Origin of the sequence: Aerosticca soli (assembly GCF_003967035.1) — a bacterium.
GTDB lineage: Bacteria > Pseudomonadota > Gammaproteobacteria > Xanthomonadales > Rhodanobacteraceae > Aerosticca > Aerosticca soli.
The window spans coordinates 1,156,314-1,171,609 of sequence record NZ_AP018560.1 but is presented as its reverse complement, the minus strand read 5'-3'; the positions used below and the strand labels follow the sequence as shown (position 1 = coordinate 1,171,609).

The window sequence follows — 15,296 nt, the reverse complement described above, 5'->3', positions numbered from 1 at the left end:
CGTATCCGAATCGGTGGCCTCGCCTTACGCGGCGAGACCGGACGGCTTGACCAGCGACGGCGTCTGCATGCGGTGACCGATCATCAACTGCTGACGCAGGAGTTCCGGGTCGTTGGCGATGCGGCGCATGCGCTCCAGATCGGCCTTGAAGCGTTCCGGGTCGTCGGAATGGAACACGAAGCGCTTGGTCTCCACCGAGGAGGGCGAAGCGACTTCCTCGAAGGCGCGGCGGCGATCGCGCGAATACTGGTCGAGCACGCTGTCGTCCACTTCGCCCTTGATCACGGCAGCGAGCGCCTCATAGAGCACCTGCGAATCGAGCATGCCCGAGACCAGGCCGAAGCCGTTGGTCGGATTGGTCAGGTGCGCGGCATCGCCGGCCAGCAGCACGCGGCCGACGCGGAACCTCTCCGCCCAGCGTTGGTGCATGTTGTAGACCGAATAGAGCTTGATCTCGTAGGGCTCGGGACCCGGAAAGACCTTGGCGTAGAAGGCGCGGATGCGATCCTCGATGCCCTCCAGCGTGCCGCTGGCATCCTCGCTGAAGGTAACGCGCCAGATGCCCGAGCGGGTGACCTTGGCGATCACCGCGCCGTACTTGGGGTCGACCAGATAATTGGCCACGCCCCAGCCGTATTTCTCGAAGTCATACACCACGTTGGTGGCGACGAAACGCTGCGGCCAGGTCATGCCGAGGAACTCCACGCCGATCGCCTTGCGCACGCGGCTGCGTCCGCCGTCGGCACCGATCACCCAGTCGGCGCGGTAGGTCACCGGCTGGCCGTCGCGCTCGGCGGTGACGGTGACGCCGTGCTCGTCCTGGACGAGATCGGTCATGGTGGTGTTCCAGTGGATCTGGACATTGGGATAGTCGGCCAGATGCCGAAGCACGATGCCCTCGAGCTGGTCCTGCCCCAGCGAGATGGCGTACGGATACGGCGTGTAGTCGGCGATCGCGCCGATGTTGAAGCGGATCACCTCGCCGGTGGCGAAGATGCGGTAGCACATCTCCGGCACCTTGAAACCCTCGGTGAGCATGTCATCGAGCAGCCCGAGGCGTTTCATGCCCTCGTGCACGGTCCAGTGGTAGGTCATCGCGCGCGGCTCGGGCACGATGCCCGGATGCGTCTCGAGCACGGTCACGTCGACCCCGGCACGCGCGAGCCCGAGGGCATTGATCATGCCCACCGGACCTGCGCCCACGATCACGACACTGCTGTCTTTCTTCACGGTGCGTCATTCCTAAAAAAATTGGCCGTTCGATGCCGCCGGGTGGGCGGCGGCGCTGCTAGATGCTGTAGATGTCCATCAGCGAGGGAATCACCTCGTTGATGACGATGGTCTTCTTGCGCTTGATCACCCAGTCGCCATCCCGCGCGGCCAGCACGTATTCGTAGCGGCCGTTGAACTGATGCGACTGCTTGTCCTTGAACGAGAACACCACCCAACTCGCCTTGACCTGGCACTGGCTGCCGTCGAAGCCGGTGATGCGGATGTTGCTGACCAGGTGCGTAGTGCGCGGCAGCGGCGTCGAGGCCGATGAACGTCCGGTGCGCAGGCGGAAGATGCGATCCTCCAGGCCCGAGCGGTTGCGGTAGTAGATCAACGACATCTCGCTCATCGGGTCGCCGGTGAGTTCGTGTTCGCTGTCCCAGGCCGGCACCCAGTACTCGACCTCCGGATCGAACAGCGCCAGCCAGTCGTCCCAGCGCTGTCCGTCCAGGTATTCGCCCTCGCGGTAGAGGAATTCCTGCACCGAACGCAGCAGTTCCAGATCGTTCATGGGGTGCCCTCCGCACCGGCCTGCATCAATTGCAGCCAGCGCTCGTGCTGGGAGACGAAGATGCCCTCATCGGCGGTATCGGGACCGCTGGCCGCCGCCTGCACGCCGAAGTCCTGCGCCAGGGCATCCGGCCCGGCGATCTCGTGCGCGGCGCCGCGGGAAAAATCGCTCCAACGCTGCGGACCATAGGCGCCGAAGCCCTTCTGGGTCTCGTTGAACTCGTTGAGGTCGTCCGGCGTGGCCATGCCCGAGGCATTGAAGAAATCCTCGTACTGGCGGATGCGCCTGGCGCGCTCGGCGGGCGGCTCGCCGACCGGCGCGAAGCAGTAGATCGTCACCTCGGTCTTGTCGACCGCCAGCGGCCGGAACACGCGGATCTGCGTACTGGCCTGGTCCATCAGCAGAACGTTGGGGTAGAGCAGCAGGTTGCGCGAGCGGTCCACCATCCATTCGGCCTTCTTCTGGCCGACCCGTGCGGCGATCTCCTCCTTGGCGCGGTACAGCGGGCGATCCTGCGGGTTGGGCAGATTGGTCCACAGCACGCAATGGCCGTTGCGCAGGTCGTAGTAGCCGCCACCGAGCTTGCCGAACTTGCCGGCCTCGATGGTCTTGAGCGCGTTGCCGCCGGCATTGACCTGCAGGCGATGGCCGACCATCTGTACGTAGTTGGCGTGCACCATCGGCACGTGATAGCCATCCACGCCGTTTTCGGCCTGCAGCTTCCAGTTGCCGTTGTAGGTGTACACCGAGCGCCCTTTGAGCACCTCGATGCCCTGCGGCGACTGCTCGGCAAAGGTGTCGATGAAGGGCTTGGCCTCGGCCAGGTAATCCTCCAGCGGCTCGGCGTTGGGATTGAGGGTGGCGAAGAGAAAACCCTTGTAGCTTTCGCAGCGCACGCGGGTCAGGCCGCGCTTGCTCTTGTCGAAGCCGGCCGGATAGCCGCCGCTCTCTTCTTCATTGACGCCCACCAGCGCGCCCAGGTCGTTGAATGCCCAACCGTGGAAGGGGCAGACGAAGGTCCCGGCGCTGCCTTTCTCGGTGCGGCACAGCGTGGCGCCACGGTGCGTGCAGACGTTGACGAACGCCTGCACCGCACCCTTGCGATCGCGCGAGATGATCACCGGCACGCGGCCGATCCAGGTGGTCAGGAAATCCTTGGGCTTGGCGATCTGGCTTTCGTGGGCGACATACACCCACACCTTGCTCCAGATCCGTTCGAACTCGAGTTCGTAGATGTCCGGATCGAAGAAGATGCGCCGGTCCACGCCGCGCATCTCGCTGTCGAGCCGCAGCAGGTCGCTGCTGATCGTGGACGTGGCGGGCGCGCCCTGTTCCGCATCGGCCCGGGTGGCGGGAATCGCTCTGGCGTTCATGGTTTGACTCCTCTTGCCTGGCCGGGCCTCATCGGCCCCGCCGTTGAGCCGGCAGGCGCTTGCCTGGCCGGCGGATCTCGGTCATCGCCCGTCAGGCGGTGGCCGTCTGATGGCAGCCTCCGGCACAGCCCGTGCCGGCGCCTTGTGCGTCGAGGTCGGCCAGCACGGCGCCGTCCTCCACGCGCGTGGGATACACGCGCAGGGCCTTGGCGCAGGGAAAGGCCGTGGCCTCGCCGGTGCGGATGTCGAAACGCCCGGCGTGGAAGGGACACTCGATTTCGTTCTCGATGATCTCGCCGTCCGACAGCAGCGCCGCACCGTGGGTGCAGGTGTCGTCCATGACGAAGAACTCATCGCCCAGGCGCGCGACCGCCAGCGGCGGATACCCCGGCAGCACGACGGCCAGCGCGCGATCGGCCGGCACGTCGGCGGTGTGGGCGATGAAGCGGTAGGAAGCTTGCGAACTCACCTTGGATTTACCTCTGTTGCGACGTGGGCGGAGAAATTCAGTGCAGATCGGGAAAGGCGTTGCCCGCGGCCAGCGAGCCGGCGGTGAGAATGGCGTTCAACACCATGCTGTGGTCGGCGATGCCGCGACCGACGATGTCGTAGGCGGTGCCGTGAGCCACGGTGACCTGCGGATAGGGCGGGCCCAGGAACACGGCGACGTTGCCGGAGAAACCGGCGGTCTTGATCGCGATGTGGCCCTGGTCGTGGTACATGGCCAGCACCATGTCGTAGCGGCCTTCCAGGCAATGGCGGAAGACCGAGTCGGGACTCACCGGGCCGGTCACGTCGATGCCCTCGCGCTTGGCCGCGGCGACGCCGGGCGCGATCTCCTGGCTGTCCTCGGTGCCCTTGGCGTGCGGGTTGAAACCGGCCACCGCGATGCGCGGCGCGGCGATACCCCACTGCCTGAGCGCGGCATCCATCTTGTGCAAGGTGAGTGCGATGAGATCTTTGTGGATCATCCCCGAGACCTCGCGCAACGGCACGTGGTCGGTCAGATGGGTGATGCGCAGCGCGCCGGAAAACAGCACGAGGTAGGTTTCGCCCGGCTTGACGCTGACGATGCGGTCCAGCATGCCGGCCATCTCCAGCGCGACCGCGCTCACCGGCGCCATCACCGTCGCCCCGAGCGCGCCGGCGCGGGCCAGGCGATCGGCCTCGCCGAGCCAGATGCCGACGGCGCGTCCGCTGGCGGCGGTGTCGCGGCCGGGCGTGATGGCCGCCGGGTCCAACGCGCCGCTGTCGATGACGTCCATCACCTTGGGGTCGAACCGCGCCTCGTCGGGGCCGGCGATGGCGCGCACACCCACGTCCATGCCGAGCGCGGCGACGGCGCGCTCCATGGCGGCGGCACTGCCGATCAGTACCGGCAGGCAGGCCTCGTGCAGCAAGCCGCTTTGCCAGGACTTGGCGACCACTTCCGGCCCGATGCCGTTGACGTCGCCGATGACGATGCCGACCCGCGCACGGCGGGCGGGGTCGATGCGCAGCTTTTCGATGATGAGGGCGTTCATGGCGTATCTCCCAAAGACGGCTTCCCGCGCTCCTGCGCCGTGGCGGCGCCCCGCAGCCAGCGCAGCGCGTTGTCCCGCGCGATCGCCGTGCGCGTCGACTCGGGCAGGCCCGCAAGACAGGCGAGCGGATGCGATTCCATGATCGCGAAGGGGTAATCACTGCCGAGCATCAGCCGTTCGGCGCCGAAACTATCGAGCAGGAAACCGAACGCCGTCTGGTCGTAGACCAGGGCGTCGTAGTACATGCGCCGCGCGGCCTCCAGCGGATCGGCGGCAAGTGCCTCCTTCAGCATCGGAAAGCTCTTCCATGCATGGCGCAGCCGCGGCAGCAGCAATGCGAACGTGCCGCCGCCGTGGCTGAAGGCGATGCGCAGGTCCGGACACGCGGCCAATGTGCCGCCGGTGATCATGGAGGCGGCGGCAAGGCCCACTTCGCCGGGAAAGGCGAGCGCCTGCTCGAGCACCGGCGGGCCGACCAGACGGTCCATGCCGCAAGGGCGCAGCGCATGCACGAACACCGCCGCGCCCCAGCGCTCGGCAGCCTGGAAGAACGGCAGAAAGCGCGCGTCGCCGACCGGCACGCCCTGCACGTTGCTGCCCAGTTCGACGCCGGCAAGCCCCAGCTGATGGAGCAGCACGTCCAGCTCGTCGATCGCGCGCCCGACATCCTGCAGCGGCACCATGCCGAGACCGGCAAAGCGCCCGGGCGCCGCCTGCACCATCGCGGCGATGGATTCGTTGACGTGACGCGCCAGATGCTGGCCGTCCTCGCCTTCCAGCCAGTACGAAAGCAGCTCGGGCATCGGCGAGAGCACCTGCATGCCGATCTCCATGCGCTCCATGTCCACGCCACGCACGTCCGCGTCCCAGCATTGATGGGACACCGTGCGATAGATCGCGCCGTCCAGCATCACGTGGCGATGGCACGGCTGCGCCTCGGCCATCGACGGCCAGCGCACGCCGGCATGCCGGCCGCGGTAGGGCGGAAATTCGCGCGGGACGACGTGGGTGTGCACGTCGATGGCCTCGAAGTGCCTCATAGCATCGTGCTGCCGCCGTTGGCGCTGATCACCTGGCCGGTGACGAACGAGGCCTCGGTGCCGGCGAGATAACTCACCATCGAGGCCACCTCGGCCATTTCGCCGGCGCGCCCCATCGGAATGACGCTGACGAAACGCTCGACCAGCGCCGGATGCTGCTTGGCGATGTCCACCAGCTGCGGCGTGTTGACCGCACACGGAGCGACCGTGTTGACGGTGATGCCGTCGCGCGCGAACTCGCGGGCAAGCCCCGTGGTCAGACCGTGCACGCCACCCTTGGCGGCGTTGTAGGCGGCGTGATCCCACAGGCCATTGCGCACCGAGTCGGCGCCGATGTTGACGATGCGGCCGTAGCCACGCTCCTTCATCGGCGGAATCACCGCCCGGCAACACCACAGCGTGGTCCACAGATTGCGGTCGATGGTCTGCTTGAGCGTCTGCGGGGTGTGCGCGAGGAACGGCAGGATCACCCCGCCACCGGCGTTGTTGACCAGGATGTCGATGCGCCCGAAAGCCTCCAGTGCGCACGCGGCAAGAGCCGTGGCGGTGTCTTCCAGCGACAGGTCGCCGGGCATCGCCCGCACCTCGGCGCCGGTGTCGCGCAAGGCGCCGGCGGCGGTCTCCAGCCGCGCCGCATCGGCATCGGCCACCACCAGCGCGGCGCCGTCGCGGCCCAGCCTCAACGCGATTTCAAGGCCGATGCCGCCGGCCGCGCCGGTGACGATGGCCACGCGCCCCTCATGCGGACGCGCGCGGCTGGCCCAGGCCTGCGCCGGCGTGCTCATGCCTGTTCCTCGTGCTCGATCTGGCCCACCTTGGCGAAGCCCGGCTTGGGCAGACCGCCCCACAGGTCGAGCGAAAGCGGATGCGGCTCGAGCACGCGCGGCTCGCGGTAGTCGTGCTCGGGGAACTCCTCCATGCCGAAGCTGTACTCGACGGTCATGCCGTCCGGATCGAGGTAGTAGAGGAAGATGCTGCCCGAGGGCTTGTGGCGGCCGGGGCCGAACACGATCGGTATCTGCGCCTTGTTGAGCCGGTTCACGGCCACGCCGATGTCGTCGACGTCGGTGACCATGAAGTTGACGTGGTGCAGATGGTTGCCGCCGCTGGAACGACCGACCGCAAAGGTGTGGTGATACGGATTGGGCTGGCAGCGCATGAACACCACCGCGCCCTGGACGAAATCGGAAATGGCAAAGCCGAGGTTCTCGTGCAGGAACCTCGCCATTTCCTCGAAACGCTCCACCGCCAGCACCACGTGGCCCAGCCGCGCGATCTTGGCCAGACGCGGCACGAACGGCTGCGCCATGTTCAGCATGCGCGTGTAGAACTCCATGGTCAGGCCCGAATGCGGCTCGATGAAGCGCAGGCCGTCCTCCTGGCGCAGCTGCGCGCGCTCTTCCTTGCCGATCTCCTCCACGGCCAGGCCGAGGCCTTCCAGGTGCCGGCGCGCACGCTCCATCTCGCGCTGGCTTTCGAGCTCGAAACCCACCCGCTTGAGGCCGGGCGCGGCGGCCGGATACAGCGCGATGTTGTGGTGGTCCGAGCTGCAGCGCAGAAAGGCCGGGCCACCGGGAACGGCGTCGGAAAGCTCCAGCCCGACGATGTCGGTATAGAAGGCCGTGGTGCGTGCGACGTCGGTGACGTTGAGGGCGACGTAGCCCAGCTTGCGGTAACGGAAGGGAAGGCTCATGGGAAATACCTTTCAGAGGATGATGCTGACGCGCCCGTGCGGACGCAGCGAGTCCAGATCCAGCGTGCAGCGCTTGCTGCGGATGCGCAGTCCGTCGCCGGTGCGGACGAGGTGGTAGTCGGCAATGCCGATGTAGGTGTCGGTATGGCCGGATTTGGAACGGTAGGTGACGAAGACGGCGCTCGCCTGGCAGCGGTCGCCTTCATTGGCGAGGATGCGCACGTTGCTGATCACGTGGCGGGTCTTCGGCCGCGGGTATTCGGCGTGTGCGGTCTTCTTGAGCAGCCGCTTGACGCGCTCGGAGAGCCGAAAGGCGTCATCGGCGATGTAGAACAGGTTGGTGCTGGCCTGGGCATCGCGCGGCAGGTCGGTGGAAGGCACCTCATAGCGGGCGTCCTCGGTGAACAGCGCCAGCCATTCGGTCAGCTTCCAGTCGTCCAGCAGCGCAGCTTCGGCATAGAAGAAATCTTCAAGCTCGGGGCGGGTGAAGGTTTGCATGGCCATTCCTCAGCGGGCGTTGTCGGCGGAGTTGATGCGCGCATCCCAGCCGCGCCAGAAGCCGCGCATCTGTTCCTCGTCGTCGGCAAACGGCGCGGGCTTGCCCATGCCCTTGGAGATGTCGTTCCAGGGCACCTGGTCGGCATTGCTGAAACCGACCTGGCAGTTCTGCAGCGCCTCGACGTCGTCGGGCGTGGCGAAACCGCCGGGACCGATGAATTCCAGGAAGTTTTCGAGCCGCGTCTTGCGCGCCGCCTCGCTCTCCTCGGCCGGCGCCATCGCCCAGGCATTCACGTGCAGCAGATCCGGCGCCAGCGGATAGAACGTGCGCACCGTGATCGCCATGATGTCGTTGATGATCAGGTTGGGGAAAATCAGCAGATTGCGGTTCTTGAGCGCGATCCGCTTGGCCCGCTCCTCACCGAAGCGCTTCGTGAGGCCGGCGACGATGCGCTCGATCTCGGCCTTGCCACTCTCGCCCCAGGCGGGAATCCACTGTCCGATCGGCCGCCCCCAGGGCGCCGAATACTCGATCACCGCGTGACCGTTGCCGAGATCACGACCGACGCCGGCCACCCCGGTCGCCGCCAATGCGCCGGCGGTGTTCTTGAGGTAATCCATGTAGGTGGCATGGGTGGTCGCGGCGTGGTAGCCGTCGATGCTGTTCTCGACCAGCAGCTTCCAGTTGGCGTTGATGCTGTATTCCTGCGTACCGCCGAGTATCACCATGCCCGACTCGCTTTGATCGACGATCAGGTCGATGTACTCGCGCGCTGCGCCGAGATAGGTCGCCAGATCGACCGCGTCCTTGTCGAAGCAGACGAAATACAGGCCGCGGTATTCCTCCAGCCGCGGCGGCGGCTTGAGGTTGGCCTCGCCGCGCTCGTTGAAGCCGGACGCATAGGAGTCCTGACCCGGCTGGTCGGCGATCTTGCCGTTGTCGTCGAAAACCCAGCCGTGGTAGATGCACTGAAAATGCTTGGCGCTACCGGCCTTCTCGCGGCAGACGGTGGCGCCGCGGTGCGGACAGGTGTTGAGAAAGGCGCGCACCTCGCCCTTCTGGGTGCGGTTGAAGATCAGCGTGCGGCCGGCCACGGTGCGGGTGACGAACTGGCCGGGCTTGGCGATCTCCGAGGCATGGCCGAGATAGAGCCAGCAGCGGTTGAAGATGCGCTCGCGCTCCGCCTCCAGCACCTCGGGCCTGACGAAAGCCGCGCGCGGCACCTTGAAGGTGTTGGCCTTGGTGTCCACGCGCAACGCGGTAAAACGGGAAAGCTCGTGCATGACTGTTCTCCGCTGAGTCCTCGCGCAAGGACGGCCGTCCGGACGTCCTTGCGCGTCATGCCGTCAGAAGGTGGCGCCGACGGCCAGGTTGATGAAGTCGCGGTCGCGCAGGGTGTTGTAGTGCGCGCCGTCGATCCAGTTGCCATAGTTGAGCGAGACGAAATAGTTCTTCCGGTACTGTCCGGTCAGGCCGAACACGTATTGCTTGCGTCCCTTGTTGATCTGGTTGTCCACCGAATAGCCGCCCACGTCGTGGCTCCAGGTCAGCGAAGGCGAGATCACCCAGCCGCCCGGCACCGGGTAGTTGAGCTGCCCGCGCAGGCGATAACCCCAGGCATTGCGGGTATAGAAGCCATCGTTGCGGCAGCCGTAGGGGTCGCCGATCGGCGAGCAGGTATCGGTGGGGAAAAAGGGCGCATAGCCGCTGTGGAAGCTGCGTCCGAAACGCAGCTCGGACGTCGGCGGCAGATTGACGTGTTCCCACACCGCCTCGCCGGCCACCATCGCGGTGGAGGCGCCCAGCACGTCCTTGAACATGCGCATGGCGTTGACCTGCGCCTGGGTCTTGTCGAAGCGCTTGTAGCCGAGGAAGCTTTCCCCGGGCGTATCGGCCCAGCCCGCCGCCAGCGGCCCCGTGTGCCGCAGGAACGCGAACAGCATGTCGGGGATGCTGTACTGCACCGGCTGGTTCCTCGAGTAGGACACCTCGCCCGCCACCTTCCACTGCCCGAGCTTGGTCGACGCCGAAAGACCGGTGATCTTGATGCCGTCCGGATAGTTCCAGAACATGCGGTACGAACGCAGCGTGTTGACCGCCGGCAGCAGGGACTTCGGCAAGCCGGCGGCGAGCATGGCATTGTCGATGTCGGGGTAGACCGTGCCCGGCATGTCGTGCAGCGTGACCGCGTAGAACGGCGAGCGCGAGTTGATGCTCATGTAGTACGCGCCGAAATCGGTCTTGATGCTCTCGGCGGTGTAATGCAGGGACACGCCGTACTGGCCGCCGTTGGACCCATAGTGATCCTGCGCCCTGGGCACGACAGCGCCGACCGCGGTGTTGAAGCCATCGCTAAGCCACAGCTTCGAGCCCGGCATATTGGCCGCCGTGTAGGCGTTGAAGGGATAGGCGAGGTTGGCGGTGGCGCCGCCGCAGCCCATGTCGAAACCCAGGTCGATGCCGCCGAAGAAGGTTCCGCACGGGTCGTATTCATTCGGCCGCCACTTCCACTGCCAGAACGCCTCGACGCGCCAGTCCTTGCCGAAGGTGAACTTGCCGAAGACCATTTCCACCGGCAGCTGGGCTTCGGTCTGCGGATCGGTGCCGACCCGGCGCAGCGTGGTGAAGTCGACCGGATTGATCTGGTTGAGGTTACTGGCGAAGAGATCCTCGCCCCACTTGATGGTCTGCTTGCCCACGCGCAGGTCCATGGCGCTTTCCGGGCTCAGGTCGAAATGCCCGTAGGCGTTGGCGTTGAGCCACATGAAGCCCGAAAACTTGTTGTCCCGGTCCAGGCCACGGTCGCTCAGCGAACTGTTCGCGCGGTAGTTGTTCGGCCAGTTGCCCTGCGGCACGTCGTGGTTCTTGAGCACATCGTCGTACCACACGCGGGCACTGACGTTGACGCCGAAATTCCGGTACTTGAGGTCGACGTTGGTCGTCGCCTTGTACAGGTTGGAATACATGTCGCCCTTGCCGAAATTGAGGTTGCCGTCGTCGGACTCGTCCGATCCGACGCCGCCCTTGGGCTTGCCGTCGGAGCGGAAGCCCTTGCCGGTCATGAAGCGCGATCGATCATTGAGGCGCCAGCCGGCGCCGGCGACCACGCGCGTGGTGACCTTGCCCTTGATCTCGCCATCATCGAGAGTGAAATCCACCGCATGACTGCGCAGCGCCGGCACCAGGCCAAGCAGCAGCGCGCTGCCGTAGCAAAGGCCCTTGCGTTTGAGCGAACACGACGCGCACTGCCCCTGCGCCGGGCACTGTCGATGAGCGTTACTGCGATTGCTGCATGCATGCTTTTGCATGGTCCCTCCCCCTTTCTGTTCTGATTGACGATTTTTCGTACGGATGTCCCTTGCCTACTGCGTTCCAGTGACTGGAGTGCTGCCTCAGGCGGCTACCGACTTGCGCAAAAACTCCAGGTGCGCCGCGTTGAAGTTTTCCGGTTCCTCCCACTGCGGCCAGTGCGCGCTGTGCTCGAGCACGACCAGCTCGGCCCGCGGGATGAATTTCATGGCCTCCTGAGCCAGCTCGACCGGCTGTCCCGGGTTGTGGCGCGTCCACAGCACCAGCGTCGGGCACTGGATGTCGCGCATGACTTCGGGGTTCATCCAGCGGCGGCAGAAGGCCTCGTCGGTCACGCCGCCGAGCACCGTGGCGGCGATCTTGCCCATGACCGCAGCCATGCCAGGCTGGCTGTAGATCTTGAAGCGGATGTCGATGATCTCGTCGGTGAGGGTCTTTTCCGGCTCGAACATCAACCACTGCATGCGGGCCTTCACCGCCTCGCGGGTGAGCTGGCCGGCCGCCTTCCTGGAACGCTCCAGCACGTCCAGCAGCTCGGCGCGGCCTTTCTCGTTGGGCGGGGCCAGGATGCCGGTGTTCATCACCAGGCTGGCGACGCGCTGCGGATGGCGGATCGCCGTCCACGCCGAGACCATGGCGCCGAGCGACTCGCCGGACAAGCTGGCGCGCTTGGCGCCGATGGTGTCCAGGAACGCGACGATGTGGTCGGACCACAGCGCCATCGTGTAATCGGCATCGGCCGGCTTGTCGGTATAGCCGTGGCCCAGCATGTCGATCGAGTAGACGTGGAAATGCTTGGCGTGCTCGGCGATGTTGCGCATGTAGGCCTCGGCATGTCCGCCGGTGCCGTGCAGAAACACCAGCGGCGCGCCCTCGCCCGCCTCGAGCACGCGTGTGCGATGGCCGGCCACGTTGTAAAATCTCTGCTGGAACGGGACGCCGAGCAAATCGGTCCAGATCGTCGAATTCATGCGCTACTCCGTAAAAAAGTGGAAAGTCGGTCTTGGCCTGACGGGTGCCGCTTGGTGCTTGGCTTGAGTCGGCTGGGCGTTTGCATTTCTTCGGGTTGAAAAGGCTCCCCACCGCCATCGACATGGCATGGAAATCCCAGGGTTTGGGTTTGCGTGCGCCGGCCCGGCCGGCACGCGGTTTTTTTAAGATCAGCTCGTCATGCGTTTCTCAGGAAGTCGATCACCAGCCGGTTGAAAGTGTCGGCGTGCTCCCACTGCGCCCAGTGGCCGCAATTGGGAAATACGTGCAACTGGGCGTCGGGAATCGTCCAGAGGAGCTTCAGGCCATGATCCAGCGGCACGAAGCGGTCATCGCGTCCCCAGGTGACGAAGGTCTTGGCTTTGATCTCGCCTAGCCGAGCCGAGACATCCCAGGATGAAAGCGGCGCTTTCTGCGCGCTCAGCAGAAAATTCTTCAGGTGCTCGGGATGCTGCTGGATCGCCTCCCAGCGGCCCTTGAGTAGTTCCTCGGTGATCTTGGACTGGTCATAGAGGAACACCTGGATCATCTGCCGCAGGTTTTCGAAGGACGGCTCCGCGCACAGCTTGAACAGCAGCTTGATGCCTTCCATCGGCATCGGCGCGAACAGGCTGGGCCCCAGGCCGCCGGGACCCATCAGGATCATCTTGCCGATCCGCTCGGGATATTCGATGGCGAAGTTGAGCGCGGTGGCGCCGCCCATCGAGTTACCGACCAGGTGCGCCTTCTCGATGCCGAGCACGTCCATGAGACCCTTGACCGCCCGCGCGTTGACCAGACCGCGCTGCTCCTCCATCACGATCGGGTCCGACTTGTTGAAGCCAGGCGAGTCCTTGAGGATGACCCGGTAGCCGGCCGCGACCAGCGGCTCGATGTTGCGGTAGTAATTGCTCCAGCCGCCGGCGCCCGGGCCACCGCCGTGCAGCATGATCACCGTCTCGCCGCTGCCGGCATCGTGGTAGTGGATGCGGAAATTCGCCAATCCCTTCTCGTTGATGGTGGCGAACTTGCTGGTGGAGCTTTCGCTGAGTGCGGTCATGTGGGTTCCTTTAAGGAGGGCTTGAACGGATGACGTTGCTTCAGGCGACCTTGGCCGGCGCTTGCGCCCTAGCCTTGGCCAGATCCATGGCGGTGTCCTCGATCATGTCCTCCTGGCCGCCGACCATGCCGCGGCGGCCGAGCTCGACCAGGATCTCGCGCGCGGGCACGCCGTACTTGCGCTCAGCGCGCTTGGCGAACAGCAGGAACGAGCTGTACACGCCGGCATAGCCCAAGGTCAGCGAGTCGCGGTCGATGCGGATGGGGTGGTCCATCAGCGGCACCACCAGGTCCTCGGCCACATCCATCAGCTTGAACACGTCCACGCCGGTATGCGCGCCCATGCGGCCCAGCACCGCGGCGAACACCTCCAGCGGCGTGTTGCCGGCGCCCGCGCCCAAGCCCGCCGCCGAGCCATCGATGCGGTTGGCCCCGGCCTCCACCGCGACCAGCGAGTTGGCCACGCCGAGCGCGAGGTTGTGGTGGCCATGGAAGCCGAGCTCGGTCTCGGGCTTGAGCTCGGCGCGCAGCAGGCCGATCCGCTCGCGCACGTCGTCGGGCAGCATGTAGCCGGCCGAGTCGGTGGCATAGATGCAGTTGGCGCCGTAGGACTCCATCAGCCGGGCCTGCTCGAGCAGCTTCTCGGGCGAGGCCATGTGCGCCATCATCAGGAAGCCGACGGTGTCCAGGCCCAGCTTGCGCGCCAGGCCGATGTGCTGCTCGGCCACGTCCGCCTCGGTGCAGTGCGTGGCCACGCGGATGGTGCCCACGCCGCAGTCGCGCGCCATGCGCAGGTCATCGACGGTGCCGATGCCGGGCAAGAGCAGCGCGGAGATGCGCGCCTGCTTCATCTGCGGCACCACCGCCTTGAGATATTCCTCGTCGCTGTGCGCCGGGAAGCCGTAGTTGACCGAGGCGCCGCCCAGGCCGTCGCCGTGGGTGACCTCGATCAGCGGCACGCCGGCCGCGTCCAGCGCGCTGGCCACCGCGACCATGTCGTCGAGGCTGATGCGGTGCCGCTTGGCGTGCATGCCGTCACGCAGGCACATGTCGTGCAGCGTGACCTTCTTGCCGCGTAGATCCATGGGGAAGTCTCCGGATGATTCAGGCCGTCTCGGCGACGGCAGGCGTGGACGGACGGGGCACGAACGCGCCCTTGAGGATCTCCTCGGCGAACATTTCCGCGGTGCGCAGCGCGGCGGCGGTCATGATGTCGAGGTTGCCGGCGTACTTGGGCAGGTAGTCGCCCAGGCCCTCGACCTCGAGGAAGATCGATACCCGCTTGCCGTCGAACACCGGGCCGTTCTTGAGCCGGTAGCCCGGTACGTAGCGCTGCACCTCGGCCAGCATGCGCTGCACCGACTCGGTGATGGCGGCCTGGTCGGGCTCGTCCGCGGTCAGACAATGCACGGTGTCGCGCATGATCAAGGGCGGCTCGGCCGGATTCAGGATGATGATCGCCTTGCCCTTGCGCGCGCCGCCCACCTCGGCCACCGCGCGCGCGGTGGTGCGGGTGAACTCGTCGATGTTCTTGCGCGTGCCCGGACCGGCCGAGCGCGAGGCCACGGTGGCGATGATCTCGGCGTAGTCCACGGGCTGCACGCGGCTCACCGCGGCCACCATGGGAATGGTCGCCTGCCCGCCGCAGGTGACCATGTTGACGTTCATCTCGTGCTTGCCGATGTGGTCCTTGAGGTTCACCGGCGGCACGCAGAACGGGCCGATCGCCGCCGGCGTGAGGTCGATCATCAGCACGCCGCGCTCCTGCAGCTTGCGGGCGTTCTCCGCATGCACATAGGCGGAGGTGGCGTCGAAGGCGATCTGCACGCCATCCTCGGCCAAATGCGGCAGCAGGCCGTCCACGCCCTCGGCGGTGGTCTTGAGCCCGGCCGCACGGGCACGGGCCAGCCCCTCGGAAGTCGGGTCGATGCCGACCATCCAGACCGGCTCGATCAGCGGCGAACGCAGCGCCTTGGCCATCAGGTCGGTGCCGATGTTGCCCGAACCGATCAGTGCCGCACGGATTTTCTGGGTCATGGGAAAGCCTT

Annotated in this window: 15 protein-coding genes; all 15 read right to left on the bottom strand. The window is 66.0% G+C overall.

Features of this window, described 5'->3' with window-relative positions:
• Positions 1-24: 24 nt before the first annotated feature.
• Entirely contained in the window at positions 25-1,230 is a 1,206-nt protein-coding gene (locus ALSL_RS05425) for an FAD-dependent oxidoreductase (protein WP_126537178.1), read from the bottom strand.
• A gap of 58 nt (positions 1,231-1,288) precedes the next feature.
• The gene (locus ALSL_RS05420; protein WP_126537176.1) at positions 1,289-1,783 is read right to left on the bottom strand and encodes an aromatic-ring-hydroxylating dioxygenase subunit beta; all 495 of its coding nucleotides are present in this window, start codon (positions 1,781-1,783) and stop codon (positions 1,289-1,291) included.
• Positions 1,780-3,156 (bottom strand): SRPBCC family protein, encoded by a 1,377-nt coding sequence (locus ALSL_RS05415; RefSeq protein ID WP_126537174.1) that lies wholly within the window; start codon positions 3,154-3,156, stop codon positions 1,780-1,782. Before ALSL_RS05415 ends, ALSL_RS05420 begins: the two co-directional genes overlap by 4 nt.
• 91 nt (positions 3,157-3,247) lie before the next feature.
• A complete protein-coding gene (locus ALSL_RS05410; RefSeq protein ID WP_126537172.1) occupies positions 3,248-3,625 on the bottom strand; it encodes a non-heme iron oxygenase ferredoxin subunit in 378 nt (125 codons plus the stop codon).
• 37 nt (positions 3,626-3,662) lie between these two features.
• Entirely contained in the window at positions 3,663-4,679 is a 1,017-nt protein-coding gene (locus tag ALSL_RS05405) for a PdxA family dehydrogenase (protein WP_126537170.1), read from the bottom strand.
• A complete protein-coding gene (locus tag ALSL_RS05400) occupies positions 4,676-5,719 on the bottom strand; it encodes an amidohydrolase family protein (protein WP_126537168.1) in 1,044 nt (347 codons plus the stop codon). Before ALSL_RS05400 ends, ALSL_RS05405 begins: the two co-directional genes overlap by 4 nt.
• Positions 5,716-6,504, bottom strand: coding sequence for an SDR family oxidoreductase (locus tag ALSL_RS05395; protein ID WP_126537166.1), 789 nt, complete (start codon positions 6,502-6,504; stop codon positions 5,716-5,718). Before ALSL_RS05395 ends, ALSL_RS05400 begins: the two co-directional genes overlap by 4 nt.
• Positions 6,501-7,412, bottom strand: coding sequence for a VOC family protein (locus ALSL_RS05390; protein ID WP_126537164.1), 912 nt, complete (start codon positions 7,410-7,412; stop codon positions 6,501-6,503). The genes ALSL_RS05395 and ALSL_RS05390 overlap by 4 nt, the downstream gene beginning before the upstream one ends.
• Before the next feature lie 12 nt (positions 7,413-7,424).
• On the bottom strand, positions 7,425-7,910 hold the full coding sequence (locus ALSL_RS05385) for an aromatic-ring-hydroxylating dioxygenase subunit beta (RefSeq protein ID WP_198410679.1): 486 nt from the start codon (positions 7,908-7,910) through the stop codon (positions 7,425-7,427).
• Between the two features lie 9 nt (positions 7,911-7,919).
• Positions 7,920-9,194 (bottom strand): aromatic ring-hydroxylating oxygenase subunit alpha, encoded by a 1,275-nt coding sequence (locus ALSL_RS05380; protein WP_126537160.1) that lies wholly within the window; start codon positions 9,192-9,194, stop codon positions 7,920-7,922.
• 63 nt (positions 9,195-9,257) lie between these two features.
• Positions 9,258-11,219: a DUF1302 domain-containing protein gene (locus ALSL_RS05375; protein WP_126537158.1), complete on the bottom strand. Its 1,962-nt coding sequence runs from the start codon at positions 11,217-11,219 to the stop codon at positions 9,258-9,260.
• A gap of 84 nt (positions 11,220-11,303) precedes the next feature.
• Positions 11,304-12,191, bottom strand: a complete 888-nt coding sequence (locus ALSL_RS05370; RefSeq protein WP_126537156.1) for an alpha/beta fold hydrolase — start codon at positions 12,189-12,191, stop codon at positions 11,304-11,306.
• A gap of 197 nt (positions 12,192-12,388) precedes the next feature.
• Entirely contained in the window at positions 12,389-13,249 is an 861-nt protein-coding gene (gene bphD, locus ALSL_RS05365; protein WP_126537154.1) for a 2-hydroxy-6-oxo-6-phenylhexa-2,4-dienoate hydrolase, read from the bottom strand.
• Positions 13,250-13,289: 40 nt separating this feature from the next.
• Positions 13,290-14,333 carry a 4-hydroxy-2-oxovalerate aldolase gene (gene dmpG / locus ALSL_RS05360; RefSeq protein ID WP_126537152.1) on the bottom strand — a complete coding sequence of 348 codons (1,044 nt, stop codon included), beginning with the start codon at positions 14,331-14,333 and terminating at the stop codon, positions 13,290-13,292.
• Positions 14,334-14,352: 19 nt separating this feature from the next.
• Positions 14,353-15,285 (bottom strand): acetaldehyde dehydrogenase (acetylating), encoded by a 933-nt coding sequence (locus ALSL_RS05355; RefSeq protein ID WP_126536783.1) that lies wholly within the window; start codon positions 15,283-15,285, stop codon positions 14,353-14,355.
• Positions 15,286-15,296 lie beyond the last annotated feature (11 nt).

Excerpts from the sequence above, each read along its gene's own strand:
- ALSL_RS05380 (WP_126537160.1), bottom strand. The coding sequence starts at position 9,194 with ATGCACGAGCTTTCCCGTTTTACCGCGTTGCGCGTGGACACCAAGGCC.
- bphD (WP_126537154.1), bottom strand. The coding sequence starts at position 13,249 with ATGACCGCACTCAGCGAAAGCTCCACCAGCAAGTTCGCCACCATCAAC.
- ALSL_RS05420 (WP_126537176.1), bottom strand. The coding sequence starts at position 1,783 with ATGAACGATCTGGAACTGCTGCGTTCGGTGCAGGAATTCCTCTACCGC.
- ALSL_RS05390 (WP_126537164.1), bottom strand. The coding sequence starts at position 7,412 with ATGAGCCTTCCCTTCCGTTACCGCAAGCTGGGCTACGTCGCCCTCAAC.
- ALSL_RS05395 (WP_126537166.1), bottom strand. The coding sequence starts at position 6,504 with ATGAGCACGCCGGCGCAGGCCTGGGCCAGCCGCGCGCGTCCGCATGAG.
- ALSL_RS05385 (WP_198410679.1), bottom strand. The coding sequence starts at position 7,910 with ATGCAAACCTTCACCCGCCCCGAGCTTGAAGATTTCTTCTATGCCGAA.
- ALSL_RS05370 (WP_126537156.1), bottom strand. The coding sequence starts at position 12,191 with ATGAATTCGACGATCTGGACCGATTTGCTCGGCGTCCCGTTCCAGCAG.
- ALSL_RS05375 (WP_126537158.1), bottom strand. The coding sequence starts at position 11,219 with ATGCAAAAGCATGCATGCAGCAATCGCAGTAACGCTCATCGACAGTGC.
- ALSL_RS05355 (WP_126536783.1), bottom strand. The coding sequence starts at position 15,285 with ATGACCCAGAAAATCCGTGCGGCACTGATCGGTTCGGGCAACATCGGC.
- dmpG (WP_126537152.1), bottom strand. The coding sequence starts at position 14,333 with ATGGATCTACGCGGCAAGAAGGTCACGCTGCACGACATGTGCCTGCGT.
- ALSL_RS05405 (WP_126537170.1), bottom strand. The coding sequence starts at position 4,679 with ATGAACGCCCTCATCATCGAAAAGCTGCGCATCGACCCCGCCCGCCGT.
- ALSL_RS05400 (WP_126537168.1), bottom strand. The coding sequence starts at position 5,719 with ATGAGGCACTTCGAGGCCATCGACGTGCACACCCACGTCGTCCCGCGC.
- ALSL_RS05415 (WP_126537174.1), bottom strand. The coding sequence starts at position 3,156 with ATGAACGCCAGAGCGATTCCCGCCACCCGGGCCGATGCGGAACAGGGC.